General features: G+C 72.5%; 25 protein-coding genes and 1 tRNA gene. 16 read left to right on the top strand and 10 right to left on the bottom strand.

The window, feature by feature from the left end:
• Positions 1-20: 20 nt before the first annotated feature.
• Entirely contained in the window at positions 21-1,220 is a 1,200-nt protein-coding gene (locus JOE35_RS12215; RefSeq protein ID WP_209561293.1) for an aminotransferase class I/II-fold pyridoxal phosphate-dependent enzyme, read from the bottom strand.
• Positions 1,221-1,379: 159 nt separating this feature from the next.
• On the opposite strand from JOE35_RS12215, the gene JOE35_RS12210 reads away from it, so the two are divergent.
• The 6 genes from JOE35_RS12210 (at position 1,380) to JOE35_RS12185 (ending at position 7,766) form a co-directional block, all read left to right on the top strand.
• Positions 1,380-3,131: a S1C family serine protease gene (locus JOE35_RS12210; RefSeq protein ID WP_209561292.1), complete on the top strand. Its 1,752-nt coding sequence runs from the start codon at positions 1,380-1,382 to the stop codon at positions 3,129-3,131.
• Positions 3,132-3,278: 147 nt separating this feature from the next.
• Positions 3,279-4,322 carry a glycosyltransferase family 2 protein gene (locus JOE35_RS12205; RefSeq protein WP_209561291.1) on the top strand — a complete coding sequence of 348 codons (1,044 nt, stop codon included), beginning with the start codon at positions 3,279-3,281 and terminating at the stop codon, positions 4,320-4,322.
• 8 nt (positions 4,323-4,330) lie between these two features.
• Positions 4,331-5,137 carry a CDP-alcohol phosphatidyltransferase family protein gene (locus tag JOE35_RS12200; protein WP_209561290.1) on the top strand — a complete coding sequence of 269 codons (807 nt, stop codon included), beginning with the start codon at positions 4,331-4,333 and terminating at the stop codon, positions 5,135-5,137.
• Between the two features lie 20 nt (positions 5,138-5,157).
• Entirely contained in the window at positions 5,158-6,021 is an 864-nt protein-coding gene (locus JOE35_RS12195) for a glycosyltransferase (protein WP_307803068.1), read from the top strand.
• Between the two features lie 60 nt (positions 6,022-6,081).
• Positions 6,082-7,362, top strand: a complete 1,281-nt coding sequence (locus tag JOE35_RS12190; RefSeq protein WP_307803067.1) for a CDP-glycerol glycerophosphotransferase family protein — start codon at positions 6,082-6,084, stop codon at positions 7,360-7,362.
• Between the two features lie 95 nt (positions 7,363-7,457).
• Complete coding sequence (locus tag JOE35_RS12185) at positions 7,458-7,766, top strand: helix-turn-helix domain-containing protein (RefSeq protein ID WP_209561289.1); 309 nt, start codon at positions 7,458-7,460, stop codon at positions 7,764-7,766.
• Here JOE35_RS12185 and JOE35_RS12180 read toward each other — a convergent pair.
• The 5 genes from JOE35_RS12180 to JOE35_RS12160 form a co-directional block, all read right to left on the bottom strand.
• A complete protein-coding gene (locus tag JOE35_RS12180; protein ID WP_209561288.1) occupies positions 7,756-8,040 on the bottom strand; it encodes a hypothetical protein in 285 nt (94 codons plus the stop codon). The genes JOE35_RS12185 and JOE35_RS12180 overlap by 11 nt on opposite strands.
• Positions 8,041-8,162: 122 nt before the next feature.
• Complete coding sequence (locus JOE35_RS12175; protein WP_245186108.1) at positions 8,163-8,951, bottom strand: hypothetical protein; 789 nt, start codon at positions 8,949-8,951, stop codon at positions 8,163-8,165.
• A gap of 9 nt (positions 8,952-8,960) precedes the next feature.
• Positions 8,961-9,722: an ABC transporter ATP-binding protein gene (locus JOE35_RS12170; RefSeq protein WP_209561287.1), complete on the bottom strand. Its 762-nt coding sequence runs from the start codon at positions 9,720-9,722 to the stop codon at positions 8,961-8,963.
• The gene (locus JOE35_RS12165) at positions 9,722-10,519 is read right to left on the bottom strand and encodes an ABC transporter permease (protein ID WP_209561286.1); all 798 of its coding nucleotides are present in this window, start codon (positions 10,517-10,519) and stop codon (positions 9,722-9,724) included. The genes JOE35_RS12170 and JOE35_RS12165 overlap by 1 nt, the downstream gene beginning before the upstream one ends.
• Positions 10,520-10,583: 64 nt before the next feature.
• Positions 10,584-11,294, bottom strand: a complete 711-nt coding sequence (locus tag JOE35_RS12160) for a phosphocholine cytidylyltransferase family protein (RefSeq protein WP_307803066.1) — start codon at positions 11,292-11,294, stop codon at positions 10,584-10,586.
• Positions 11,295-11,656: 362 nt separating this feature from the next.
• Here JOE35_RS12160 and JOE35_RS12155 point away from each other — a divergent pair, with 362 nt between their 5' ends.
• Genes JOE35_RS12155 through JOE35_RS12145 form a run of 3 tightly spaced genes read left to right on the top strand, consistent with a single transcriptional unit; the run spans position 11,657 to position 15,003 of the window.
• Complete coding sequence (locus JOE35_RS12155; protein WP_245186107.1) at positions 11,657-13,177, top strand: ABC transporter ATP-binding protein; 1,521 nt, start codon at positions 11,657-11,659, stop codon at positions 13,175-13,177.
• Positions 13,153-14,718: an ABC transporter permease gene (locus JOE35_RS12150; protein WP_209561285.1), complete on the top strand. Its 1,566-nt coding sequence runs from the start codon at positions 13,153-13,155 to the stop codon at positions 14,716-14,718. Before JOE35_RS12155 ends, JOE35_RS12150 begins: the two co-directional genes overlap by 25 nt.
• A 24-nt stretch (positions 14,719-14,742) precedes the next feature.
• Positions 14,743-15,003, top strand: coding sequence for a DUF3039 domain-containing protein (locus JOE35_RS12145; protein ID WP_209561284.1), 261 nt, complete (start codon positions 14,743-14,745; stop codon positions 15,001-15,003).
• Between the two features lie 49 nt (positions 15,004-15,052).
• On the opposite strand, the gene JOE35_RS12140 is transcribed toward JOE35_RS12145, so the two are convergent.
• Positions 15,053-16,306, bottom strand: coding sequence for a nicotinate phosphoribosyltransferase (locus JOE35_RS12140; protein WP_245186653.1), 1,254 nt, complete (start codon positions 16,304-16,306; stop codon positions 15,053-15,055).
• 120 nt (positions 16,307-16,426) lie between these two features.
• On the opposite strand from JOE35_RS12140, the gene murI reads away from it, so the two are divergent.
• Genes murI through JOE35_RS12125 form a run of 3 tightly spaced genes read left to right on the top strand, consistent with a single transcriptional unit; the run spans position 16,427 to position 18,686 of the window.
• The gene (murI, locus tag JOE35_RS12135; RefSeq protein WP_209561282.1) at positions 16,427-17,284 is read left to right on the top strand and encodes a glutamate racemase; all 858 of its coding nucleotides are present in this window, start codon (positions 16,427-16,429) and stop codon (positions 17,282-17,284) included.
• Between the two features lie 56 nt (positions 17,285-17,340).
• Entirely contained in the window at positions 17,341-18,087 is a 747-nt protein-coding gene (gene rph / locus JOE35_RS12130; protein ID WP_209561281.1) for a ribonuclease PH, read from the top strand.
• Positions 18,084-18,686 carry a non-canonical purine NTP pyrophosphatase gene (locus JOE35_RS12125; RefSeq protein WP_209561280.1) on the top strand — a complete coding sequence of 201 codons (603 nt, stop codon included), beginning with the start codon at positions 18,084-18,086 and terminating at the stop codon, positions 18,684-18,686. The genes rph and JOE35_RS12125 overlap by 4 nt, the downstream gene beginning before the upstream one ends.
• Before the next feature lie 130 nt (positions 18,687-18,816).
• On the opposite strand, the gene JOE35_RS12120 is transcribed toward JOE35_RS12125, so the two are convergent.
• From JOE35_RS12120 to JOE35_RS12110, 3 genes are all read right to left on the bottom strand, one after another.
• A complete protein-coding gene (locus JOE35_RS12120; protein ID WP_209561279.1) occupies positions 18,817-19,566 on the bottom strand; it encodes a DedA family protein in 750 nt (249 codons plus the stop codon).
• 105 nt (positions 19,567-19,671) lie between these two features.
• A tRNA-Leu gene (locus JOE35_RS12115) sits at positions 19,672-19,753 on the bottom strand.
• A gap of 63 nt (positions 19,754-19,816) precedes the next feature.
• Positions 19,817-21,088, bottom strand: a complete 1,272-nt coding sequence (locus tag JOE35_RS12110) for an MFS transporter (protein ID WP_209561278.1) — start codon at positions 21,086-21,088, stop codon at positions 19,817-19,819.
• A 46-nt stretch (positions 21,089-21,134) separates the two neighbouring features.
• Here JOE35_RS12110 and mnmA point away from each other — a divergent pair, with 46 nt between their 5' ends.
• The 4 genes from mnmA (at position 21,135) to gatC (ending at position 26,623) form a co-directional block, all read left to right on the top strand.
• On the top strand, positions 21,135-22,256 hold the full coding sequence (mnmA, locus tag JOE35_RS12105; RefSeq protein WP_209561277.1) for a tRNA 2-thiouridine(34) synthase MnmA: 1,122 nt from the start codon (positions 21,135-21,137) through the stop codon (positions 22,254-22,256).
• 65 nt (positions 22,257-22,321) lie between these two features.
• A complete protein-coding gene (gene ligA / locus JOE35_RS12100; protein ID WP_209562045.1) occupies positions 22,322-24,625 on the top strand; it encodes an NAD-dependent DNA ligase LigA in 2,304 nt (767 codons plus the stop codon).
• 107 nt (positions 24,626-24,732) lie between these two features.
• The gene (locus JOE35_RS12095; protein WP_209561276.1) at positions 24,733-26,202 is read left to right on the top strand and encodes an alpha/beta hydrolase; all 1,470 of its coding nucleotides are present in this window, start codon (positions 24,733-24,735) and stop codon (positions 26,200-26,202) included.
• A 121-nt stretch (positions 26,203-26,323) separates the two neighbouring features.
• Complete coding sequence (gene gatC, locus JOE35_RS12090) at positions 26,324-26,623, top strand: Asp-tRNA(Asn)/Glu-tRNA(Gln) amidotransferase subunit GatC (RefSeq protein ID WP_209561275.1); 300 nt, start codon at positions 26,324-26,326, stop codon at positions 26,621-26,623.
• Position 26,624 lies beyond the last annotated feature (1 nt).

Raw genomic sequence — 26,624 nt, 5'->3', positions numbered from 1 at the left:
GGAGGCGCCCTGCCTGCCCCTCAGACGCGCAGGGCCGCCAGCTGGCTCGCGGCCTGCTCGAGCACCTCCGTGCGCTTGCAGAACGCGAACCGGATGCGTGACGCGTGCTCGACCGCCGCCTCCTCGTGGCAGAAGGCGCTCACGGGGACGCCGACGACGCCGGCGAGCTCTGGCAGGCGGCGACAGAGGTCGGCGGCGTCCGAGAAGCCGAGCGGGGCCGCGTCGGCGACGACGAAGTAGCCGCCCCGGGAGGGGGAGACGGTGAACCCGGCGGCGACGAGCCCGTCCGCCAGGAGCTCCGCCTTGCGCTGCAGCCCGGCGGCGAGGTCGGCGAACCACTGGTCGGGCAGCCCGAGGCCGACGGCGATCGCGGGCTGGAAGACCGAGCCGTTGACGAAGGTGAGGTACTGCTTCACCGTCATCACCTTCGAGACGAGGTGCTCGGGGCCGGTGAGCCAGCCGATCTTCCAGCCGGTGGTGCTGAAGGTCTTGCCGCCGCTCGAGATGCTCAGGGTGCGGTCCGCCGCACCAGGCAGGGTCGCGAGGGGCACATGGGCTGCGCCGTCGAACAGCAGGTGCTCGTAGACCTCGTCGGTGACGACGACGGCGTCGTGTCGGCGGGCGAGATCGACGACCAGCTGCCTCGTCGCCGCGTCGAGCACGGTGCCGGTGGGGTTGTGCGGGTCGTTGACGACGACCAGCGCGGTGCGGTCCGAGAAGGCCGCCCGGAGCTCGTCGTGGTCGACGGCGAACTCGGCCCCGTGCATCGGGACGGTGCGGTGCACGCCGCCCGCGAGGCCGATCACGGCTCCGTACGCGTCGTAGAACGGCTCGAGGGTGACGACCTCGTCGCCGTCGTCGACCAGGGCCAGGATCGTCGCGGCCAGGGCCTCGGTCGCGCCGGCCGTGACGAGCACCTCGCGTGCCGGGTCGAGGTCGATGCCGTAGAACCGGCGCTGGTGCTCGGCGACTGCCTCGAGCAGCTCCGGCCTGCCGCGACCGGGCGGGTACTGGTTCAGGCCCCCGTCGAGGGCCGCGTGGGCGGCCTCGATCACGGCCGGCGGTCCGTCCTCGTCGGGGAAGCCCTGGCCGAGGTTGATCGCCCCGGTACGGGCGGCCAGGGCCGACATCTCGGCGAACACGGTGGGCGCGGCACGGCCCGCGCCGTCGAGCAACATCGCGCCGCGGGCGGCGCGTTCCCAGGGGGCAGGTGCAGTCATGGTGCTGTCACGGTACCCGCACGGCCGGTCGCGTCCAGGGCGACGGGCTGCATCCACCGGGCGGACGCATAAGCTGACCGCAGCCCGCTCCCAGGCGGGTCTTATGCGCTGCACAGCTTGCGCGACCAGGCTGGCGGGGCTTGGAAGGAGCACACCCTCATGAACGAGACCCCCCGAGGCGCGGACGACCACGTCGGTCCCGACCACGACCACGACGCCGACGCGACCCGCGAGGCGCCGACGACCGGGGGCCCCGCCGAGGAGCCGACCGTCACGTTCGGCGCCCCGCCCCTGCCCGGCAGCACGCCGGGCTCCCTCGCCGACGAGGCCGCCGCCCGCGCCGGATCGGCCGACGGGCGACCTGCCCCCCAGCAGCAGCCTGCTCCGTACCAGCAGCAGCAGCAGCAGCCTGCGTCGTACCAGCAGCCTGCGTCGTACCAGCAGCCCGGCTCGTACCAGCAGCCCGCGTCGTACCAGCAGCCCGGCTCGTACCAGCAGCCCGGCTCGTACCAGCAACCTGCGTCGTACCAGCAGCCGGCCTCGTACCAGCAGGCCGCGCCCCAGCAGCAGCAGCCCGGTTCCTACCAGCAGCCAGGCTCGTCCCCGCAGGCGAACCAGTTCGGGCAGGCGTCGTCGCAGCAGCAGCAGACGGACGCCTTCGGGCGCCCGGTCGCCGGTGGAGTCCCCCAGGGCGCTGGGGCCTGGGCACCCCCGGCCACGACCACGACGAAGCGTCGTGGCGGCAAGGGCGTCCTCGCGGCGGCCCTCGCGGTCGGCCTGATCGCCGGCGGCGCGCTCGGCGGGGTCGTCGGCGGAGTGGTCGCGGACGGCCGCGGAGGCACGACCGCCTCCAGCGGTCCGTCGCGTGAGCTCACGGTCAACGACTACGACGACGCCACGGCCATCACGGCGGTCGCGGCGAAGGCCACCCCGTCCGTCGTCACGATCAACGTCGCGAGCGGGTCGTCTGGCGGCACGGGGTCGGGCGTCATCGTCTCCGACGACGGCTACATCGTGACCAACACGCACGTCGTGACCCTCGACGGGGCGAGCGCCTCCGGCACGGTCACGGTCACCCTCAGCGACGGCAACATCCTGCCCGCCGAGGTCGTGGGGCTCGACCCCACGGTCGACCTCGCGGTGCTCAAGGTCGACGCCACGGGCCTGAAGCCCATCACGTTCGCCGACTCGTCGAAGCTCAACGTGGGCGACACGGCCGTGGCGATCGGCGCGCCCCTCGGGCTCTCGAACACCGTCACCGACGGCATCGTGTCGACCCTCAACCGCAGCATCACCGTGCAGTCCTCCGCCGCTCCGAGCGACGGCAGCGACCAGGGCGACCAGGGCGACAACAACGGCCAAGGCCCCTTCTCGTTCAACAACGGCGACGGGAGCACCCAGAACCAGGCCAGCAGCGTGATCTCGCTCCCGGTCATCCAGACCGACGCGTCGATCAACCCCGGCAACTCGGGCGGTGCGCTGCTCGACTCCAAGGGCGACCTGATCGGCCTGAACGTCGCGATCGCGAGCTCGGGCTCGTCGTCGGGCAGCATCGGCGTGGGCTTCTCGATCCCCTCCGCCCTCGTGCAGCGGGTCTCGAAGGAGATCATCGCGAACGGCAGCGCCACGCACGGCCTGCTGGGCGCGAGCGTCGACGACGCCGCCACGGCACAGGGCGCCGACCGGGTCGGTGCGCTGATCGTCGAGATCAGCCAGGGAGGCGCGGCCCAGGAGGCGGGCCTGAGGGCCGGCGACGTGGTCACCGAGTTCAACGGCATCGCCGTCACGAGCCGCACCGACCTGACCGCCCAGGTCCGGTTCCTCGCCGGGGGCGCCACCGCCGAGCTGACGTACGTGCGCGACGGTGCGGAGGCGACCGCCCAGGTGACCCTGGACACGCTCACGAGCTGACCTCGGGGACGAGACCGCTCCTCCTCAGGGCGGGCCAGGGCACCTGCTGCCCCGGCCCGCCCTTCGGCCTTGGTAGGCTCGGCGGGATCTCCGCGGGGCTCCGGTCTCGTCCGTCAGCGCGTCAGCGCCGCATCCCGAGGCCCCTCCATGACCTTTCCCGACAGCCCGGCGCCCGGCGTGTCCTACGTCATGCCCGTGCTCAACGAAGAGCGAGAGATCCGCGCGGCGGTCGAGAGCCTGATCGACCAGGACTACGAGGGGCCGTTCGAGGTCCTCCTGGCGCTCGGCCCGAGCGTCGACCGCACCAACGAGGTGGTCGCGGCGATGTCGGCCGCGGATCCCCGCATCCGCAGCCTGGCGAACCCGGTCGGCTCGACGCCGGCGGGGCTCAACGTCGCCATCCGCGCGAGCGTCCACCCGATCACCGTGCGGGTCGACGCCCACTCGGTCCTGCCGCGCGACTACACGCGCCGGGCCGTCGACGCCCTGCGTCGCAGCGGCGCCGACAACGTGGGCGGCATCATGCTGGCCGAGGGGCGCACGCCCTTCGAGAAGGCCGTGGCCCGTGCCTACGGCAGCCGCGTCGGACTCGGCGGCACCCCCCACCACGTCGGAGGCGCGGAGGGGCCCGCCGAGACCGCCTACCTCGGCGTGTTCCTGCGCCACCGCCTCCTCGAGGTCGGCCTGTTCGACGAGGGCGTCAAGCGCGGTCAGGACTGGGAGCTCAACCGCCGACTGCGGGCCACCGGGGGGACGGTGTGGTTCACGCCCGACCTGGTCGTCACGTACCGGCCGCGGCCCAGCCTCCGCAAGCTGGCCCGTCAGTTCGTCGCCACCGGCCTGTGGCGCGGAGAACTCGCGCGTCGGTTCCCGAAGGCGAACACCCTCCGCTACCTCGTGCCGCCCACGATGGTGGTGGGCGTCGTCCTGGGGGTGCTCGCGGGGCTGGTGGGCATCGTCGGGGCGCTGACGGGCACCGCGGCGGCGTGGGCGCTGCTCGGGCTCGTCGTGCCTGGCCTCTACGTCGCCTTCGTGGTGCTCGCGGCCCTGCTCGTGGCTCGCGGCGACGGCCTCCGCACACGACTGTGGTTTCTCGTAGTCTTGCCTTCCATCCACTTCGGCTGGGGGCTCGGCTTCGTGGCGGGGTTCCTCGACCTGACGGGGAACATCACCGCGCACACGGGAAGATAGCTCACGCCATGACCGCGCTGCCCACGCGTCCCACGTCCATCGCCGAGCTGCGACGGGTGGCCCAGCCGCCCGAGGTCCGCAGCCGTGCCAACGCCGAGCACTGGACCGCCTCGCTCTACCTGCGCGACGTCTCGCCCTACCTCACGTGGTGGCTGCTGAAGACGAGCGTCACGGCGAACGGCGTCACCGGGCTCATGATCCTCACCGGCTGGGCCACCGCGGCCGCGCTCCTCGTGCCCGGGATCGGGGGCGCGATGCTCGCCCTGGTCCTCGGACAGCTGCAGATGCTGATCGACTGCTGCGACGGCGAGGTCGCCCGGTGGCGCGGCACGAGCTCTCCGGCCGGCGTGTTCCTCGACAAGGTCGGGCACTACTCGACCGAGGCGCTCATCCCGGTGGCGCTCGGCGTGCGGGCGGCCGGCTGGCCGTTCGACGTGCCTGCGGACTGGCTCTGGACCACGCTCGGCACGGCGCTCGCCCTCGTCATCGTCCTCAACAAGGCCCTCAACGACATGGTGCACGTGGCCCGTGCCAACGCCGGGCTGACCCGCCTCGAGGACAAGCGCGGGGGCGCGACCGTGCCCAGCGGCCGCATGCTCTCGAAGCTCCGCGCGGCGGCTCGCTTCGTCCCCTTCCACAGGCTGTACCACTCCGTCGAGCTCACCATGCTCGCCTTCGTCGCCGCCCTCGTCGGGCTCGTCGTCGGCGAGCCGCTGGCGGATCGCGTGCTCGTGTCGCTGCTGCTGCCGCTGTCCGTGGTCGCGCTGGTGGGGCACTTCGTGGCGATCATGGCATCGAAGAGGGTCCGCTCCTGACCGCGCCGACGACCGGCTCTGTGCCACGGGTCGGGGTCGTCAGCCTGACGCAGGGCCGTCGGCCTGACGACCTGCGTCGTGGCCTCGAGAGCGTCCTGGCCCAGGTCGGCGTCGAGGTCGACGTCGTCTGCGTCGGCAACGGCGGGGGCCCCGGCCCGGTCCCCGAGGGAGTCTCGGTCCTGACGCTCCCCGAGAACGTCGGCATCCCCGCAGGCCGCAACCGCGGGGCGGAGCGCGTGACGGGCGAGTGGGTCTTCTTCCTCGACGACGACGCCAGCGTCCCGTCCCCGACCTTCCTGGCAGACGCCGTCGCCCTGATGCAGCGTGAGGGCGACGTGGGGCTCGTGCAGCCCCGCGTCGTCGACGCGTCGGGGGCGTCGTCGCCCCGACGCTGGATCCCACGGCTGCGCAAGGGCGACCCTGCCGAGTCGAGTGACGTCTTCTCGGTCTGGGAGGGCGCCACGGTGATGCCCCGTCGGGTCTTCGACGCCTGCGGAGGCTGGGGCGAGCCCTATTTCTACGCGCACGAGGGGATCGAGCTCGCGTGGCGGGTCTGGGCCCAGGGGCTCCGGGTGCGCTACGAGGGCGGTCTCGTGGCTCACCACCCCGTCATCGACCCGGCCCGCCACGCCGAGTACCACCGGCTCAACGCCCGCAACCGGGTCTGGCTCGCGAAGCGGAACCTGCCGTGGCCGCTCGTGCCCGTCTACGTCGCCAGCTGGACGGCCGTGCAGGTGCTGCGCTGGGCTACGACGCCTGCCCGCCTCGGAGCCTGGGCCGGCGGCTGGGTCGAGGGCTGGCGCACGTCTCCCGGCGGACGTCGGTCCATCGGCTGGGCAACGGTCCTGCGCATGTCCAGGGCTGGCCGCCCTCCGGTGATCTAGCCTGGAACAGCTCGGTGCGCGACGGTCGTCGGGCACACCAGTACCACAGGAGGATCCCTCGTGCCGTTGAAACGGGACATCACGCTCGCCAGGGGACTGGCCGCGCGTGCCTGGAAGTCGCGGCGGCAGCGCCGGCGCCTCGAACGGCTCGGCCACGACGGGCGTCGGCCGGCAGCAGGCACCGTCCGCGTCGCGGTGTACTTCGCGGACACCGCGGTGAACATGTACCAGATCCGCCAGTGGTACGCACCGCTGGCCCACCTCGCGAAGACCGTTCCCGTCGCGATCGTCGCGCGCTCGCCCGGCGCCATGCTCACCCTGCTCGAGGAGTCGCCCGTCCCCGTCGTCTACGCGCGCCAGGTCGTGGACCTCGAGGAGTTCGTCGAGTCGCACCCCCTCGCCATGACCCTGTACGTCAACCAGAACGCCAAGAACTTCCAGATGATGCGCTACGGGCGCATGTGGCACGTCTTCGTCAACCACGGCGAGAGCGACAAGATGTACATGACCACGAACCAGTTCAAGGCGTACGACTACGCGTTCATCGCCGGCGACGCGGCCCGCGCGCGGCTCGAGCTCGCCCTCTGGGACTACGACCTCGACCGGCGAGCCGTGCAGATCGGGCGACCGCAGGCCGACCACGCGGCAGGGGCTCCTCCCTTCGAGCCGGACGACCGCATCGTGGTCCTCTACGCCCCGACGTGGGAGGGCGACCGCCCGGCGGCGACCTACGGGTCCATCGCGACGCACGGAGTCCGTCTGGCCGAGGCGCTCCTGGCGTCGGGGCGGCATCGGCTCGTCTACCGACCGCACCCTCGCAGCGGGGTGGTCGACCGCGACTACCGTCGCGCGCACGTGGCCGTCGTCGCGGCGATCGAGGCCGCGAACGCAGCGGCGCCCGGGGCAGGGCACATCTACGACACGAGTCCGCAGCTCGGCTGGCAGCTCACGGCGGCCGACGTCGCGATCACCGACGTCTCGGCGATGATCTACGACCGCCTGGCCACGGGCAGGCCCCTCGTGGTGACCAGGCCGGCGTCCGCCGAGGCCGACGTCGACGAACGGGGCTACCTCGGTGCTGCCGAGTGGCTCGACGCGGCGGAGGCCGGCGACGTCGTCGACGTCGTCGATCGCGTCCGTGACGATCCCGAGGCGCGGCGGCGCCTCGACCACTGGGTCCGGCACTACTTCGGCGACACGACCCCCGGGGCCGCCACGGCGCGTTTCGAGGACGCGGTGCACCAGCTCGTCGAGCGGAGGGACGACTTCGCCCGACGCGCCGACGCCTCCGGAGCCGACGACCCAGGAACCGAGGCCTCAGGGAGCGCAGCTTCCCTCTGAGGCACGGGCCGCGTCGAGGCATGTAGCGCTCGTGCACCTGGCATCCAGGCGTCCGGGATCTGGACTCGTACCACCGGTGGGCGTATCCATGAGGCATGCCCGATCCGTCGTCTCCTGCTGCCCTCCTCTTCGGTGAACGAGTTCGTGTCGAGCGCCAGCGCCTCGGGCTGAGCCAGGACGAGGTCGCCCACCTCGCAGGGATGAACGTGTCGAACTACGGCAAGATCGAGCGCGGTGTCGGCAACCCCGTGCTGCACACGATCGTCCGACTCGCGGCGGTGCTCGGAGTCGATCCCGCCGTGCTGGTCGGCGGCATGTCGGGTGAGCACCTCCCGCCCGTGCTCGAGGCCTTCTCGGCCGCCGAGTACGTGGCGGAGCGTCGCGCCCGCGCCGTCAGAAGCTGAACCGCCAGAGGTACTCCTCCCTCGACGGTCGGAACCAGCGGACGACGGCGATCGAGCTCGCGACGAGCTCGGGCCCGATGACGCTCAGCGCCATCGACTGGCCGGGACGCAGCGCGCTGCTGCAGACGGGCACCAGGAGGCCCGAGCCGAGCAGGGTGACCCGCAGGGACGACACCACCTCGTGGCCCTCGTTGACCAGGCGGACGATGCGCGGCCCGCGCGAGCGGTCGAGTCGGAAGGGGACGCTGTAGGCGGTGGGGGCTGTCACGGTCATGCCGCGACGCTAGGACCGACCTCCGACCGTCCTCGTTCCGCCCTGTGGACGGCGCCCGACAGGGGGAGGAGCCACACCGGCGCCGCTCGCCGGCGTCGCGGCGGTCGCCGCCGGGCGGCGCGTCAGGCGCCGAGCTCGATCGGGAAGGAGGCGGGGGCCGGCCCGAAGGCGTCCCTCGCGCTCGCCACGACCTTCCGTCCCAGCAGGTGGTTGCCGGTGCCGCCGACGACAGCTCCGATGCCGAACGGCACGGCTCGGCCGAGGATGGTCGCGGTCTGCGACGCGGCGAACCGACGGACGAAGTGCTTGCGGACGGTGTCGGTGAGCCCGCTGATGGCCGTCTTGGGGAGCTTCTGCGTGACCAGCTCGCCCCAGAACGCGCTGCGGGCGGGAGCGGTGCCCAGCGCCTCCCCGGCGAACTGGCGGACCAGGGTGGCGCCGGGCGCGCCCATCATCATCGTCATGACGAGCGCGCGAGCACGCTCCGGATCGGTGACGGCGATGCCGTGCACCTCGGTCACCGACTGGGCGAAGAGCGCGCTCGCCTCGAGGAACCCGGCGGTCTCGACACCGGAGAGAGCGAGTGAGATGCCCCAGCCGACACCGGGGATGACGGCGCTCGCCCCCACTGCGGCACCGCCCGACGTGACGGCGGTGAGGTACTCGCGCTCGAGGATGCGGATGAGCTTCGCGGGATCTGCCTTGCGGTGTCGCCGCCGGAGGGCCGCGACGTGCTTGACCACCACGGGGCGCTGCACTGCGAGGAGGCGGTCCAGCCGACGCAGCCACGCCGAGTCGACGACCTCGGAGCCCGGTGCCGCAGCGCTGTACGACTCGGGGGGCCTGGTTCCGGGGGCTGCGGGGACGAGATCGTCCTCGGCGGGACGGGGCGAGAAGTGGCGATCGGGCATCACCGGATGCTACGCCGCGGGCCGGGGAGGATGATCGGAGGCGTACCGGGCGAGGGCCTCGTCGAGCGGGCCGTCGAACACGAGCTGACCCTTGTCGAGGTAGAGACCGCGGGCACAGAAGCGCTTGAGGTCGCGCTCGTTGTGCGAGACGAGGAAGAGGGTGCGGCCGTCAGCGAGCATCTGCTCGATCCGCCCGTAGCACTTCTCCCGGAACGCCTTGTCGCCCACCGCTAGCACCTCGTCGACCAGGATGACCGGCTCCTCGAGTCGCGAGATCACGGCGAAGGCGATCCGCACCTTCATGCCGCTCGAGAGGTGCTTGTAGGGAGTGTCGACGAACGCGGCGATCTCGGCGAACTCGATGATCTCGTCGAAGCGCTCGTCGATCTCGTCCCGGCGCATGCCGTGGAGGCCCGCCGTCAGGTACACGTTCTCGCGGACGGTGAGGTCGGCGACGAAGCCGCCGGTGATCTCGATCAGGGGAGCGACGCCTCCTGAGACCGAGACGGACCCCGTGTCGGGGAGGATGACCTCCGCCACGAGCTTCAGCAGCGTCGACTTGCCCTGGCCGTTGCGGCCCACCACGCCGATCGCCTCGCCGGCGCGGACGTCGAAGGAGACGTCGCGCAGGGCCCAGAACTCCCCGGGGCGGGACCGCCGACCCGAGTCGGAGAAGAGGTCCTTGAACGAGCGGCGGCCGCGCCGGTTGCGACGGAAGCGGATGCCCACTCCCTCGACGCGGATCACGGGCTGGTCGGCGGCGGGAGCCATCAGATCTCCTTCAGCACGGCGCGCTCGCTGGCACGGAACACCCCGAGGCCGACGGCCAGGAGGAGGAGGCACATGCCGCCCCCGACGAGGGCCTCGAGCAGGTCGAGCTGCTCGGGGAAGAAGGCGGACCTGTACAGGCCGAAGATCCCGCTGAGGGGGTTGAACGCAGCGAGGACGTGCAGGCTCTCGGGCAGGTCGTTCGTGCCGTAGATGATCGGCGACGCGTAGAAGAGGAACCGGAGGGCGAGCTTGGTGGCGCGCTCGAGATCTCGGAAGAACACGACCAACGGGGCGACGATCAGGCCCACGCCGGCGACGAGCACGGTCTGCATGACCATGGCGAGGGGCAGGAACACCACCTGCCAGTGCAGCTCGGCCTGGCCGAGGATCGCGAACAGGGCGAGGACCGGGAGGCTGAGGGCGAACTCGATGCCCTTCGACCCGACGAGGCGGAACACCCAGATCGTGCGGGGGATCTTGGTAGACCGCACGAGCTTCGCCTCGCGGATGAACGCCCGGGTGCTGTCGGACACCGCGCCGTTGAACCACATCCACGGGAGCAGCCCGCTGAGCAGGAACACGATGTAGGGGTCTTCGCCGACGGAGCGCTTGAAGACCACCTGGAACACGAAGAAGTAGATCCCCGCCATGACCAGCGGGTCGAGGATCGACCAGACGTAGCCGAGAGCCGACGTCGAGTACCGGACCTTGAGGTCGCGACTGGTGAGCAGCCAGAGCGTCTGGCGATAGCGGGCGGCCCCGGTGCGCCGGGGGCGATCGGCCAGGGCTGTGCTCACGGATGTCCTCGGTGTCGGGGGACGCCCCTGCCGGCTGGGCTCGGTCTGTTCGGACCGGCCCCGGTCACACGAAGAGGTTCGCGCGCTCCAGGTCCTCGGCGAAGTCGACCTCGACGGCGTAGAGGTCGGAGATGTCCACGGGCTCAAAGAGTAGCCCGTTCTGCTCGATGGCCAGTTCGATGCCGCGCTCGAAGTAGTCCTGGGCGTCGACCTTGGCGAGCTGGCGCATCAGGACGGCCTTGTCGGCCTTGGCGACGAAGTTGATGCCGACGGCCTCGCCGAGGCCGCCCACGACCTGCTTCGACAGCTGCGCGATGTAGCCCTCGGCGGTGGTCGTGTACTTGACCTCTTCGTCGGACACCTTGGACGTGTTGACGGCGACGAACGACTGCTCGTCGCGCACCTGACGCGCCGCCCGGCGGAGCGCCTCGGGGTCGAAGACCACGTCGCCGTTCATCCACAGGACGCCGCCCGACGTGCTGGCACGGAGCGCGCGCAGCAGGCTCTTGGAGGTGTTCGTCTGGTCGTACTGCTCGTTGTACACGAAGGAGGCGGTGGGGAAGGCCTCGACGATGTGCTCGAACTTGTAGCCGACCACGACGGTGATGCGTGCGTCGGGCCCGAAGGCAGAACGGATGTTGTCGAACTGCTGCTGCATGATGGTGCGGCCGTCGCTGAGCTCGGTGAGCGCCTTGGGCAGCGAACGACCGAGGCGGCTGCCGAGGCCGGCGGCCAGGATCACGATCTGGGGGCTGGTGCTGTCTGTCTTGCTCACGTCTGTCTCCTCGTGGGGCTGACTGTCTGCCTGTCGTGCCGTGCCGGCCGGCGGTGGGGCCGTCGCGGTGCGCCGCCTCGACGTCGGATCGGTGATCCGTGGGGCGGGCCCCGGGTCTCGACAGGTGTCGAATCGCTCTTCTGGGTCGTGCCCCGGGAGGTGCGGTCAGGCGCCGTCTCTGGCGCCTCTCCGTCTGGTGTTCGGGCGGCGTTCACCCTCGGGACTCGATGTGGACACGTCGTCGTGCTCGCCCAGACTACAGCGAGCAGTCCTCGAGCGGCAGGTCCGATCGCGGTCGTGTCCCTTTCGTGATGGTCCTCGCGACGGGCGTGCCGGGCCGCCGCGCTTGGTACGGTGGTGCGATGGCTTCCGCGCGCGACGACCAGGAGGGTGCCCTGCACCCCGACGAGCCGACGCGCAGCGGCGGGGACACGCTTCACCGGGGGGATCAGATGGACGACGAGGCGACGCCGACGGGCGTACCGGACGAGGTGGCGACGGTCGACGAGCCCGGCCGGGGCGCGGGGGCAGCACGAGACCGGACCCCGACCCGCGGAGGCGCCTCTGCCGCCCCGAGGAGCCCCCGGACCACGTCCGCCGGCCGCAAGCCCGCGTCGACACGGACGGCCGCTGATCGATCGGCCGCGGCGAAGAAGGCCGCGGCGACGCGGGCGGCGAACGCCCGTGCACGGGCGGCGGCCGCCACCGCCGCAGCGGCAGAGGAAGCCGCCGCCGCCGAGGTCGCCGCACAGCAGGCGGCCCTCGCCGAGGAGGCCGTGGCCGAGCTCGACGAGACGCTGCCCGACGAGGCGGTCTCCGACGAGACGGCGTCCGCTGAGACGGTGCCCGACGAGACGGCGTCTGACGAGACCGTGCCCGACGAGACGCTGCCGGACGAGTCGGTGCCCGACGAGACGGTGTCCGACGAGACGGTGTCCGACGAGACGGTGTCCGACGAGACGGTGCCCGACGAGACCCCGGCTGACGACGTCGTGCCGGCAGGGGCCGTGGACGAGGTCCTCGAGCAGCCCGCGCCGGACGCCGGCGACCGCGAGGCCGACGCCGTCGACGACGTGGCGGGTCCCGACGAGGCGGCGACGCCTCCTGCGGACGATGCCGAACGACCGGTCGTCCTCTCGATCAAGGGCATCGTGAAGAGGTACGGCAGCACCGTCGCCGTCGAGGGCGTCGACCTCGACGTCAGGGCAGGGTCGTTCTACGGCATCGTCGGCCCCAACGGCGCGGGCAAGACGACGACGCTCTCCATCGTCACCGGCCTGCTCCGCCCGGACGAGGGCACCGTGTCGGTGCTCGGCTCCGACGTCTGGTCCGACCCCGCCGCGGCCAAGCGCGCGCTCGGGGTGCTGCCCGACCGCCTCCGGCTGTTCGACCGCCTCACCGGCGCCCAGCTGCTCTACTACTCCGCGACCCTCCGCGGCCTGGACGGCGCGACGGCCCGCAAGCGCTCGGCCGACCTGGCGGCCGCCTTCGGCCTGCAGGACGCCCTCGGCCGGCTGGTCGCCGACTACTCGGTCGGCATGACGAAGAAGATCGCCCTCGCGGCGGCCGTCATCCACTCGCCCAGGGTGCTCGTGCTGGACGAGCCGTTCGAGTCGGTCGACCCCGTGTCGGCGGCGACGGTGACCGACGTGCTCCAGCGCTACGTCGCCGGCGGCGGCACGGTGCTGCTCTCGAGCCACAGCATGGACCTCGTCGAGCGCATCTGCGACAGCGTCGCGGTCATCGTCGACGGCCACGTCCTCGCGAGCGGCACCGTCGACGAGGTCAGGGCGGGCCGGTCGCTCGAGCAGACGTTCGTCGAGCTGGCCGGCGGCCGAGCCGTCACGGAGGGCATGGAATGGTTGCAGAGCTTCTCCGACTGAGGCTCCAGACGATCGCGAACACGGTGCGGCACGAGCCGCGCCGACTGCTCGTCACGGTCGTGTCGGTCCTCCTCGTCCTCGGCGCCTCCCTCGCCGTCTCCGCCCTCGCGGGCTCGCTCCGCGACGATCCGCTGGCGGACGTGCGCGCCCTCGTGGTGGGTGCGGGGGCGCTCGTCGTCATCGGCTACAGCGTGCTGCCGTTCTCCCGTGTCCGGCCGCCGTGGAGCGATCCCCGCAGGCTGGCCGTCCTCGGCGTGCCCGAGGGGGCGGCGGCCGTGGGCCTCGCCCTCGGCGGAGCCGTCGGGCTCCCGGTGCTCGCGCTCGTCGCGGTCGCCCCCGGCTACGTGCGCTCGTGGGGCGAGGGCCAGGGCATCGCCTCGCTCGCCGTCCTCGCCGTGGTGCTCGCCGGCGCCACCGCCTACCTGGCCTCGCTGGTCGCGGCGACGATCAACAGCGTCGTCCTCACCACTCGTCGGGCCCGTCAGTTCCTGACCGCGGGAGGCGTGGTGGTCGCCGTGCTGCTCGTGCCGCTCGTCATCGACCTGGTGCGCTCGACGCTCCCCGGCGGCCGGACCAGCGGGGTGGTCGCCGACGTGCTCGCCTGGACCCCGTTCGGCGCCGCCCTGGCCCTGCCGGGGCACGCCGCGGTCGGCGAGACGGGGAGGGTCGTCGCGGACCTCGTGGTCGCCGTCGTCACCCTCGTCGCCCTCTGGCTCGCGTGGCGCGCGCTCGTCGCCAGGGCCTTCGTCGACCAGCCGGAGCCCGACGTCGCCGACGACGCAGCCGGCCTCGGCTGGTTCGAGTTCGTCAGGGCGAGCCCGACGGGGGCCGTCGCGGGACGGAGCCTGACCTACTGGATGCGTGACGCCCGCTACCGGATGTCTCTCGTCATCATCCCGATCCTGCCCCTCCTCGTCGTGCCGCTCGGCATCGCGGGGATCAGCTGGCACTGGCTGGCGCTCGTGCCGGTGCCGTTGATGTGCCTCCTCCTGGGGTTCCTGCCGCACAACGACGTGGCGTACGACAGCACGGCGCTGTGGCTGCACGTCGCGGCCGGCACGCGGGGCCTGGCCGACCGTGTGGGCCGGCTGGCGCCTCCTCTGCTCATCGGGGTGCCCCTCGTCGTGCTCGGCTCCGTCGTGGCCACCTGGCTGTTCGGCGACTGGGGCGCGCTGCTGCCCGAGATCGGCGTCTCCGCCGGGCTGCTGCTCAGCGGGCTCGGCCTGTCGAGCGTCGTGTCGGCGGCGATGCCCTACGCGGCGGTCCGTCCCCACGACGACCCGTTCCAGCAGCCCCAGGCGCACGGCAGCGCCTCGGTGGCGGCTCAGGTCACGATGATCGGCGGGGCCGTCCTGGCGACCTCCCCGTCGCTCTGGTTCGCCGGTCGGTACCTGCTCCAGGGGCAGGAAGGCGCCGACACCTGGTCGTTCGTCACGGGTCTCGGGGCCGGCGTCGTCGTGCTCGTCGTCGGCGTCGCGATCGGCTCGCGCACGTTCACGCGTCGGGCGCCCGAGCTGCTGGCCTTCACCCTGCGCAGCTGACGTCGACGACGTACGATGGTCGCCATGAGCGACACACAGACAGGCGGCGGACTCGACGTCATGGACCGCGAGCTCGAGAAGCTCCTCACCGAGGACGCGGTCGACCCCGGCGACCACGAGCGCTTCTCGCACTACGTGAAGAAGGACAAGATCATGGAGTCCGCGCTGAGCGGCAAGCCCGTCAAGGCGCTCTGCGGCAAGAAGTGGACGCCGGGACGCGACCCCGAGAAGTTCCCGGTGTGCCCGACCTGCAAAGAGGTCTACGAGAAGATGAAGTCCGAGTAGTCCGCACCGTCCCTCAGGCAGGGGCGGACCGGCGGCCGACGGCGCCCGTTCACTCGTAGACGGTCGGCAGCACGGGGTCGCCACGCCCGAGGCGGAACGCACTCGGCGGCAGCTCGTCGACAGCGGCCTGACGGTGATCGCGGGCGCGCTGCACGCCCTGCGGCCCGGTCCAGCGCTCGTCGACGACACCGCCGGTGACGAGCGGGACGAGCAGCGGTCGCTCCTCGCCGTCGCCGGGCGTCCCGTCGCCGATGCGGACGAGCTCGGTCGTCGCGACGCCGTCGACCAGCACGCGCACCGGCGCCTTGCGGCCGCCGATCGTCGCCTTGTCCGCGGACTTCTTCGCGACGGACACCCACTCGCCGTCGCCGCCCTGTCGGGCGACCAGCTTGAACACCATCCCGGCGGCCGGGTGGCCAGAGCCCGAGACCACGGACGTGCCGACCCCGTAGCTGTCCACGGGCGCCGCGCGCAGCGCCGCGATCGTGTACTCGTCGAGGTCGTTCGTCACGGTGATCTTCGTGCCCGTGGCGCCGAGGTCGTCGAGCTGGCCGCGCACCTGCGAGACCAGTGCCGGCAGGTCGCCGCTGTCGATGCGGACGGCCCCGAGGCCGGTGCCGGCGACCTCGACGGCCGTCCGCACCGCCTCCGGGATGTCGTAGGTGTCGACGAGCAGGGTCGTGCCGGGCCCGAGGCTGGCCACCTGGGCCTCGAAGGCCTCTCGTTCGCTGTCGTGCAGCAGGGTGAAGGCGTGCGCGGCGGTGCCCATCGTCGGGACGCCCCAGGTGCGCCCTGCCTCGAGGTTGCTCGTGGCGCGGAAGCCCGCGATGTAGGCGGCTCGTGCCGCCGCCACGGCGCTGCGCTCGCCGGTGCGGCGCGAGCCCATCTCGGCGAGCGGCCTGCCGTCGGCCGCCGACACCATGCGGGCGGCGGCGCTGGCCACGGCGGAGTCGTAGTTGAAGACGCTGAGCGCGAGGGTCTCGAGCAGCACGCCCTCGGCGAAGGTCGACTCGACGACGAGCAGGGGCGAGCCCGGCAGGTAGACCTCGCCCTCGGCGTAGCCGCGGATGTCGCCCGAGAACCGGTAGTCGGCGAGCCAGTCCACGGTGCGGTCGTCGACGACGTGGCCGTCGCGCAGCCAGGCGAGCTCGGCGTCGCCGAACCTGAACTGTGTCAGCTCGGACAGGAAGCGCCCGGTGCCGGCCACGAGGCCGTAGCGGCGACCCTGGGGGAGGCGGCGGGCGAAGAGCTCGAACACGCATCGTCGGTCGGCGGTGCCGGCCTTGAGGGCCGCCTCCACCATCGTGATCTCGTAGCGGTCGGTCAGCAGGGCACTGGTCACGAGCCCACCCTAGGCGGGGCGGGGCGTCGCGACCAGGGCACCCGGCTGCGGCGCGCCTCCGTCCGGGTAGGCTCGACGACCGTGACGGACGCACCCATCGGAGTCTTCGACAGCGGCGTGGGCGGCCTGACCGTCTCACGGGCGATCATCGACCAGCTGCCGCGCGAGTCCGTGCTCTACGTGGGCGACACCCTCCACTCTCCCTACGGCCCGAAGCCCATCGCCGAGGTGCGCGAGTACGCGCTCGCCGTCATGGACGACCTCGTGGCCCAGGGCGTCAAGCTGCTCGTGATCGCCTGCAACACCGCCTCGGCGGCCGTGCTCCGCGATGCTCGCGAGCGCTACACGACGGGTGCCGGGATCCCCGTCGTCGAGGTGATCCAGCCCGCCGTCCGGTCCGCCGTCGGCCGGACGCGGAACAAGCGCATCGGCGTCATCGGCACCGAGGGCACCGTCCGCTCGCGCGCCTACGAGGACGCCTTCGCGGCGGCCGCCGACCTGCAGCTCTTCACGCAGGCGTGCCCGCGGTTCGTCGAGTTCGTCGAGGCGGGCGACACCTCGAGCCCCGAGCTCCGCCAGGTCGCCGCCGGGTACCTCGCGCCGCTCCGCGAGGCCGGCGTCGACACCCTCGTGCTCGGCTGCACCCACTACCCGCTGATGTCGGCGGCGATCCAGTACGTGATGGGGCCGGAGGTGCGGCTCGTCTCGAGCGCGGACGAGACGGCCGCGGACGTCTACCGCACCCTCGTCGACCACGACCTCGAGGCGCCCGCCGACAGCGTCCCGCGGTACGAGTTCGAGGCCACCGGCGCCGACGAGGGGGCCTTCCTCAGGCTCGCGAAGCGCTTCCTCGGGCCCGAGGTGTCGCGCGTCGGGCACCTCGAGACCGGCGCCATCGAGCTGCCGGACGGGCTGCGCGCGGGCAGCCCGCGCACCTGACCTGACCAGATGGACCAGACCAGACCGACCAGACCGACCCGACCAGGGGAGACACCATGACCGAGACCACCACCGACCTCGTCCGCGCCGACGGCCGCCGCGCAGACCAGCTGCGGCACGTCACCATCGAGAAGGGCTGGAGCGCACAGGCCGAGGGGAGCGCCCTGGTGTCGTTCGGCGACACGAAGGTGCTGTGCACCGCCTCCTTCACCAACGGGGTGCCGCGCTGGCTGGCCGGCAAGGGCAAGGGCTGGGTCACGGCCGAGTACGCGATGCTGCCGCGCGCCACGGGCTCGCGCAACGACCGCGAGAGCGTCAAGGGCAAGATCGGCGGTCGGACCCACGAGATCTCGCGGCTGATCGGGCGCAGCCTGCGGGCGGTCGTCGACACCAAGGCCCTCGGCGAGAACACGATCGTGCTCGACTGCGACGTCCTCCAGGCCGACGGCGGCACGCGCACCGCGGCCATCACGGGCGCCTACGTGGCGCTCGCCCAGGCGATCGAGTGGGGCCGCGAGAAGAAGTTCATCGCCCAGAAGGCGACTCCGCTGACCGACAGCGTCGCCGCCGTCTCCGTGGGCATCGTCGACGGCGTCCCGCTGCTCGACCTCGCCTACGTCGAGGACGTCCGCGCGGAGACCGACATGAACGTCGTCGTCACGGGCTCCGGCCTGTTCGTCGAGGTGCAGGGCACGGCCGAGGGCGCGCCCTTCGACCGTCGTGAGCTCGGCGAGCTGCTCGACCTGGCCGTCGCCGGCGGGGCCGACCTGACGACCCTCCAGCAGGAGGTGCTGGGCGCGTGACGCAGGTCGTCATCGCCACGCACAACCAGGGCAAGGTCCGCGAGCTGCGGCTGCTGCTGGCCGAGACCGCGCCCGGCGTCGAGCTGGTCGCCTACGACGGCCCCGAGCCGGTCGAGGACGGCGACACCTTCGCCGCGAACGCGCTGATCAAGGCCCGGGCGGCGGCGGCCCACACCGGGCTGCCGGCGCTGGCGGACGACAGCGGCATCTCGGCCCACGCCCTCGGCGACGCGCCCGGCATCCACTCGGCCCGGTACGCCGGCACGCGGGACGACGACGACAACATCGACCTGCTGCTGGCGAACCTCGTCGGCGCGGCCGACCGCTCCGCCCACTTCTCCTGCGCGGCGGCGCTCGTCGTCCCCGCGTCGGCGGACGGCACGGTCGCCGCCCGCGAGCTCGTGGAGCAAGGCGAGTGGCCGGGCGAGGTGCTGGAGGCGCGGGTCGGCACGGGCGGACACGGCTACGACCCGGTCTTCCGGCCCGAGGGCGAGACCCGCAGCGCGGCCGAGCTCACCCCGGACGAGAAGAACGCCGTCAGCCACCGTTCGCGAGCGTTCCGCGCGATCGCGCCGCACGTGGCGGCCCTCGCGGGCTGACCGCCGCCGCCGGACCGGGCGTGGCTGATCCAGGAGGCGGCTCGCCGGGCTTCCTGAACGCTGCAGCAGACAGGAACATCGGCACCTGATCCGCGGGGATCAGGATCGATGTTCCTGAATGAGGAGGCGGTCAGGCCTGGGTCGGCGTCTGGCCGGTGGGGACCTCGGCGGGTGCTGACTCGACGGCCGAGGTGTCGACCTGCGCGTCGGGGGCGGTGCCGTCGGCCTCGTGCTTCTTGGCCGTGTGCACGCCGTGGAGGTAGTGGATCGCCACGGGGATCAGGGTCGCGAGCACCGCGCCGAGCAGGATCAGGTCGATGTACGAGCTGACGAAGTCGGCGACGGGCGGGATGTGGCCGATCCCGAAGCCGAGCATGGTGACGCCGAAGCCCCAGACGATCGCCCCGATGCCGTTGTAGAGCGAGTAGCGCCGGTAGCTCATGTGCCCGACGCCGGCCATGATCGGCGCGAAGGTGCGGACGACGGGGACGAAGCGGGCGATGATCACGGCGAGCGGGCCGAAGCGCTCGAAGAACGCGTTCGTCCGGTTGACGTTCGCCTTGCTGAACAGCCCGCTCTCCTTGCGCTCGAAGATGCGGGGCCCGATCTTGTGGCCGATCAGGTAGCCGAGCTCGCCGCCGGCGAAGGCGGCGATCCCGATGAAGATCGCGATCAGCCAGATCGGCAGGCCGAGGGCGCCGGGGTTGGTCGCCGCGAGGATGCCCGTGATGATCAGCAGGGTGTCGCCGGGGAACAGGAACCCGATCAGCAGCCCGGTCTCGGCGAAGACGAGCAGGCAGACGCCGAGCACGGCCCAGGGGCCGAACGCCGACAGGAGGTACTCGGGGTCGAGCCACGAGATGGTCGCCAGGGGCAGCATGGGTCTCTTTCTCGAGGTGCCGGGAGGCTCAGGGTACTCGCGCTCGGTGCAGGGTCGGCGGTGACCTTCGTCACCTGGACAGCACCGTGCTGATCGCGTGTGTCGTGCGGGAGAAGGGACTTGAACCCTCACGCCCGAAGGCACAGGAACCTAAATCCTGCGTGTCTGCCAGTTTCACCACTCCCGCGGGCAGGACCGAGTGTATCGACGAGCACGGGCCCGACGAGCACGAGGAGGCGCGGGCTCGGCGTCAGCGCAGCTCGCGCGGCACGTGCGGGGAGTACCGCGGCACGTAGCGCAGCAGGATGACGGCCCCGACGAGTCCCAGCACGCCCATCACCCCGCTGGCCAGCGAGATCGAGACGACCGCCGTGAGCCCGGAGATCAGCAGCGGAGCGGCCGCGCTGCCCGCGTCGCCGGTGAAGCGCCAGGCGCCGAGGAACGGGGCCGGATCGGCCCGGTCGGCGAGGTCGGCTCCGAGGGTCATGAGGATGCCGCTGCCGATCCCGTTCGCGAGCGACATGAACATCGCCACGGCGACGAACCAGCCGACCCGGGCGTCGAGGTCGTGCGTGAACGACAGGGCCAGGTACGAGATCGAGAGGCCGACCATCGAGGGGACGGCGCTCCAGAGGCGGCCCCAGCGGTCCATGATCTGGCCGCTCGTGTAGAAGAGCGCGAAGTCGACGGCGCCGGCGATGCCGATGATCAGCGCCGTCTGCGGGGCGCTGATGCCGATGCTCACGGCCCAGAGCGGCAGGATCACCTGGCGGCCGGCCCGCATCGCTCCGATCAGGGCAGCCCCGCTGCCGAGCTTGACGAGGACGCCGCGGTGGCGGGCGAGCGTGCGGAACAGGCCCTCCGCCTCCTTGGCGACCTTGGCCTCGCCCGGGGTCGGCGCGTCGACGGGGACCGCCGCCGCCGCCCGGCGCTCGCGGAGCACCTCGGAGGGGTCGCGCAGCACGAGCAGCACGACGGCGGCGCCGAGGCAGCCGGCGACGTGGATCCAGAACGCCGACTGGGTCGAGCCGGTCAGGTGGATGGTGCCGGCCGCGAGGAACGGCCCGACGAAGTACCCGAGCCGGAAGACGCCGCCGAGGCTCGACAGGGCCCGCGCCCGCACCTCGACCGGCACGAAGCTCGTCATGAAGGCGTGCCGTGCGAGGGCGAAGACGGCCGTCGAGAGCCCGATCAGCAGCACGCCCCCGGCGAGGACCCACTCGTTCGGCGCCCACACGCAGGTGAGCAGCCCGACGATGCTCACGAGGGCGGCGGAGATCATGGCGGTGCGCTCGCCGATGCGCGAGACGAGCCAGCCGCTCGGGACGTCGCCGATCAGCTCGCCCACCAGGATGAGCGCCGCGACGAAGGCGGCGAACGGCAGGGTCGCCCCGAGATCGCTCGCGACGACAGGGATGATCGGGATGATCGCGCCCTCGCCGATCGCGAACAACGCCGCAGGGAGGAAGGCCGACAGGGCGACCGACCGGAACGAGAAGGCAGGGGAGGGCGTCGACGTCATGGCTCCGCCACACTATGCCCGCGGCGCGGCTGCTTACACTTGACGGATGAAGATCCTCGCAGCGATGAGCGGCGGCGTCGACTCGGCGGTCGCCGCGGCCAGGGCGGTCGAGGCCGGCCACGACGTCGTCGGGGTGCACCTCGCCCTCAGCCGGATGCCCGGCACCCTCCGCACGGGCAGCCGCGGCTGCTGCACCATCGAGGACTCGATGGACGCCCAGCGCGCCGCCGACGTCATCGGCATCCCCTACTACGTGTGGGACTTCAGCGAGCGCTTCAAGCTCGACGTCGTCGATGACTTCGTCGCGGAGTACTCGGCAGGCCGCACGCCGAATCCCTGCATGCGCTGCAACGAGCGCATCAAGTTCGCCGCCCTGCTCGAGAAGGCGCTCGCGCTCGGCTTCGACGCGGTCTGCACCGGGCACTACGCGACCATCGTCACCGACGACCAGGGCGAGCGCGAGCTGCACCGCGCCTCCGCGTGGGCGAAGGACCAGTCGTACGTGCTCGGCGTGCTCACGGCCGAGCAGCTGGCGCACTCGATGTTCCCTCTCGGCGCGACGCCGTCGAAGGCCGAGGTGCGTGCCGAGGCGGCCGCCCGCGGCCTCAGCGTCGCGGCCAAGCCCGACAGCCACGACATCTGCTTCATCCCCGACGGCGACACGAGGGGCTGGCTCGCGGAGCGCGTCGGCGCCGAGCAGGGCGACATCCTCGACCGCTCCGGCGCGACGATCGGCACGCACCAGGGCGCACACGCGTTCACGGTCGGGCAGCGCAAGGGCCTGAACGTCGGGTTCCCCTCGGACGACGGCAAGCCCCGCTTCGTGCTCGAGGTGCGACCGGTCGACAACACGGTGGTGGTGGGCCCGAAGGAGGCGCTCGACATCGCCGAGATCGCCGGCGGCTCGTACACGTGGGCCGGCCGCGCGCCGGTCGACCCCACGACGGCGTTCGACTGCGACGTGCAGATCAGGGCGCACGCCGACCCGGTCCCCGCCGTCGCGCGGGTGTCGGTGGTCGAGGGTAGAACGGAGCTCGTGATCACTCCCCACGAGCCCCTCAGCGGCGTCGCCCCCGGGCAGACCGCCGTCGTCTACGTCGGCACCCGCGTGCTCGGCCAGTGCACGATCGACCGGACGGTCAGCGCCGTTCCGGTCCCCGTGCCGTGAGCGACGGGCCCGCGGCCGACGCAGCCGCGACGAACGCGGCGGACGGGTCGGTCGCGACGGACGTCGTGCCGGAGGCGACGCCCGACGACCTCGCCGCCGCGCGTGACGAGGTCGAGCAGCTCACGTCGCGTGTGCTCGAGCTGCGCGACCAGTACTACGAGGGCAACGCCTCGACGGCGTCCGACTCCGACTACGACGCGCTGGTGCGGCGTCTCGCCGAGCTCGAGGGCGAGCACCCCGAGCTGCTCAAGGCGGACAGCCCGACGCAGACCGTGGGCGGCCGGGCCGAGACCACGCAGTTCGCCCCCGTCGAGCACGCCGAGCGCATGCTCAGCCTCGACAACGTCTTCAGCGACGACGAGCTGGCCGAGTGGGCCGGCAAGGTCGAGCGCGACGCCGGAGCCGAGCGCGTGCGGTTCCTCTGCGAGCTCAAGATCGACGGGCTGGCCATCAACCTCCGCTACGAGCACGGCGTGCTCGTCACGGCCGCGACCCGCGGCGACGGCGTCGTGGGAGAAGACGTCACGGGCAACGTGCTGACCATGGGCACGATCCCCGAGCGGCTCGAGGGCACCGGCCACCCGCCGATCGTCGAGGTGCGCGGCGAGATCTTCTTCCCCGTCGCCGAGTTCGACCAGCTCAACGCGCGGCAGCGCGAGGCAGGCGAGCGCGTCTTCGCGAACCCCCGCAACGCAGCGGCAGGCTCGCTCCGCCAGAAGGCCGAGGGCAAGAGCCCCGAGAAGCGCGCACTGATGGACGCTCGCCTGCGCAGCCTGCGGATGCTCGTGCACGGGATCGGCGCGTGGCCCGTGCGCGAGCTCGAGCGCGACACCGACGTGCACAGCCAGAGCGAGGTGTACGACCTGCTCGCCTCGTGGGGGCTCCCGATCTCGACGCACCACCGGGTCTACGACACCGTGCCGGAGGTCGCCGAGTTCATCCGCGACTACGGGGTGCGCCGGTCGAGCGTCGAGCACCAGATCGACGGCATCGTCGTCAAGGTCGACGACCTGGCGCTGCACGACGAGCTCGGCGCCACGAGCCGGGCGCCGCGCTGGGCCACGGCCTTCAAGTACCCGCCAGAAGAGGTCAACACCGAGCTGCTCGACATCGTCGTGAGCGTCGGCCGCACCGGCCGTGCCACGCCCTTCGCGGTGATGCGCAAGGTCGAGGTCGCGGGCAGCGAGGTGCGCCAGGCGACCCTGCACAACCAGCAGGTGGTCAAGGCCAAGGGCGTGCTCATCGGCGACACCGTCGTGCTGCGGAAGGCCGGCGACGTGATCCCCGAGGTGCTCGGCCCGGTCGTCGAGCTCCGCGACGGCAGCGAGCGCGAGTTCGTCATGCCGACCGAGTGCCCCGAGTGCGGCACGACCCTGCGGCCCGCGAAGGAGGGCGACATCGACCTCCGCTGCCCCAACGCCGAGAGCTGCCCTGCGCAGGTGCGCGGCCGCGTCGAGCACATCGCCTCGCGCGGGTCGCTCGACGTCGAGGGCCTCGGCGAGGTAGCCGCGGCGGCGCTGACGCAGCCCGTCGAGCCGTCGACGCCGCCCCTCCGCACCGAGGCCGGGCTGTTCGACCTGACGATGAGCGACATCTTCCCCGTCAAGGTCGTCGTGCGCGACTCCGAGACGGGCATGGAGAAGCTCGAGGCCGACGGCGTGCCCAAGCTCGTCACGCCGTTCCGGCGCCGACGCGCCAAGAAGGACGGCTCGTTCGACGCCGACGCCGCGGAGTTCGCCGGCGACGAGACGAGCGTCCCGTCCAAGACGGCCATCGAGATGCTCGCCAACCTCGAGAAGGCGAAGACGAGCCCGCTCTGGCGCATCCTGGTCGGCCTCAGCATCCGCCACGTCGGGCCCGTCGCGGCCAGGGCCCTCGCCGGCCACTTCGGCTCGTTGGACGCGATCCGTGCCGCGACCCGCGACGAGCTCGCGGCGGTCGACGGCGTCGGGGGCATCATCGCCGACGCCCTGCGCGACTGGTTCGAGGTCGACTGGCACGTCGAGATCGTCGAGCGCTGGGCCGCCGCGGGCGTGCAGCTCACGACGCCCGACCACCCGGGCCCCGGTGCGGCCGTCGAGGCCGGGGGAGTCCTGTCGGGTCTGACCGTGGTCGCGACGGGCAGCCTCGAGGGCTTCAGCCGGGAGGGCGCGCAGGAGGCGATCCTCGCGGCGGGAGGCAAGGCCGGCAACAGCGTGAGCAAGAAGACCGACTTCGTGGCCGCCGGCCCCGGCGCCGGGTCGAAGCTGACGAAGGCCGAGCAGCTCGGCGTCCGGATCATCGACGCCGCCGAGTTCGCTGTCCTCCTTAAGGAGGGCCCAGCGGGGCTCGCTGTCCCCGATTCGGGGGACGAATCCTCAGCTGACTGACGAAAACCCTGGTCAGGCGGCACCTCGCTCTCTTACGATGAGGGCGCGCATCGGCCGGGGCTGTAGGGGGTCGTGGCTCGGGTGCGCACGAGAGGGAAAGACCCGACGTGCTGTTCCTCGCCGCAGCCATCCTGTCCGCATCGATCCACCTCTCCGGAGTCGTGGTGCCGATCGTCGAGCCCGCGACGGGTCACGGCGCCGTCAGCCCCGAGGCGCGCACCGAGCCCTCGACGGCCGACCGCGACGCAGGATCTGCCGACGACCAGGTCGTCTCCGTCTCCGTCACCGGCCGGACCAGGCCGGCCGTGCCGCAGGCGAGGTCGTCCCCGGTCCTGGCCGACGTCTGCGGAGCAGCGTCGCCCGCCGGGTGCCTCGACGCGCTGGCCACGGCGAGCGAGGACGAACTGGACGAGTTCGCCCGCTCGACGGACGCCTCCGGCGACGACACGGCCGCGCTCGTCGACGCGGTCGCCTCCGTCCGGACCGCCGCCGAGGTCGCGTCCTGGTGGGGCGGCCTCACTCCGTCGCGCCAGCTGACCCTCGTCGCCCGGGTGCCCGGTCTCGTCGGCAACCTCGAGGGCGTGCCCTACACGACCCGGGACGAGGCGAACCGGCTGTTCCTCGTCGCGGCGCGCGCCGCCGTCGACGAACGCAGGGGCACCACGGACGAGCGACAGGACGACGACGCCCGCGCGGCCATGCTCGGGCAGGTCGCCGCGGCCCTCGGCGGCCGTGCGGCCGGCGACGCCGACCGGTACCTCGTCGCGCTCGACACCGTGCTGCCAGGGCGCGCGGCCGTCTCGGTCGGCGACCTCGACACGGCCGACGACGTCAGCGTGCTCGTGCCGGGCATGTTCTTCACCGTCGGCAGCCAGCTCGTCGACTGGACCGACACGGCCGGCGAGCTCTACGACGAGCAGCGTTCCTGGACGTACCTCCTGGCACGGGCCGACAGCAGCGGGCTCGACCAGGTCGCCGTCGTGGCCTGGCTCGGCTACCGCACCCCCGACCTGACCAACGTCTACGGGCTCGACCTCGCGAGGGCCGGGGCCGTCCGCCTCGGGGACGCGATCACCGGGCTCGACGCGGCCCGCGCCTCCTCGCCGGCCAGGGTCACGGTCGTGGCCCACTCGTACGGCTCGACGACGGCCACGCTCGCCCTGTCCTCCGGTGCCGTGTCGGTCGACTCCCTCGTGCTGCTCGGCTCGCCGGGCAGCGTCGTCCCGTCCGCGGCCCTGCTCGACGTCACCGGACACGACGTCTACGCGGCGGCGGGCAGCTTCGACCCCGTCGCCGGCAGCGGGTACTTCGGCGCCGACCCCGGCACCGCCGGCTTCGGCGCCGTCCTGCTGCACACCGGGGGAGGCGCGGACGGCTACACGGGACGCGCGCTCGCCGCCGCCCACGGCCACAACTCCTACCTCGTGCCCGGCACCGAGACCCTGCGCAGCACGGCCCTCGTCGGCCTCGGCCGCGGCGACCTCGTCGACGGCGAGCCCGGCGAGCCGCGACCGGTCGCCCCGGAGGCGCCCGACCTCTCGCTCGTGCGGCCCCAGGAGCTGTACGTGCGGGACTGACGCCCGCCGGACGCGACCGCCGGGGCGCAGTCGCCGGGGCCTGCCGGGCCGGGCGCGGCCCCGTAAGATCGTCGGGTACCCCCAGCCGCGGTACCCCAGACGAACCACGTGACGGAGCAGCATGTCTGAAATCACGCGCGAACAGGTGGAGCACCTCGCAGGTCTCGCCCGCATCGCCCTCACCCCCGACGAGATCGACACCATGACCCGGGAGCTCGGGCAGATCGTCGACAACGTCGCCAAGGTGTCCGAGGTCGCGACCGACGACGTCCCGGCGACCAGCCACCCGATCCCGTTGACGAACGTCTTCCGCGACGACGTCGTCGGCGAGACCCTCACGGTCGAGCAGGCGCTCTCGGGCGCGCCCGACCACGACGGCTCGCGGTTCCGCGTGACCGCCATCCTGGGCGAGGAGCAGTAGC

Origin of the sequence: Frigoribacterium sp. PvP032, assembly GCF_017833035.1 — a bacterium.
Lineage (GTDB): Bacteria > Actinomycetota > Actinomycetes > Actinomycetales > Microbacteriaceae > Frigoribacterium.
This window is presented reverse-complemented; position numbering and strand designations above follow the sequence as displayed.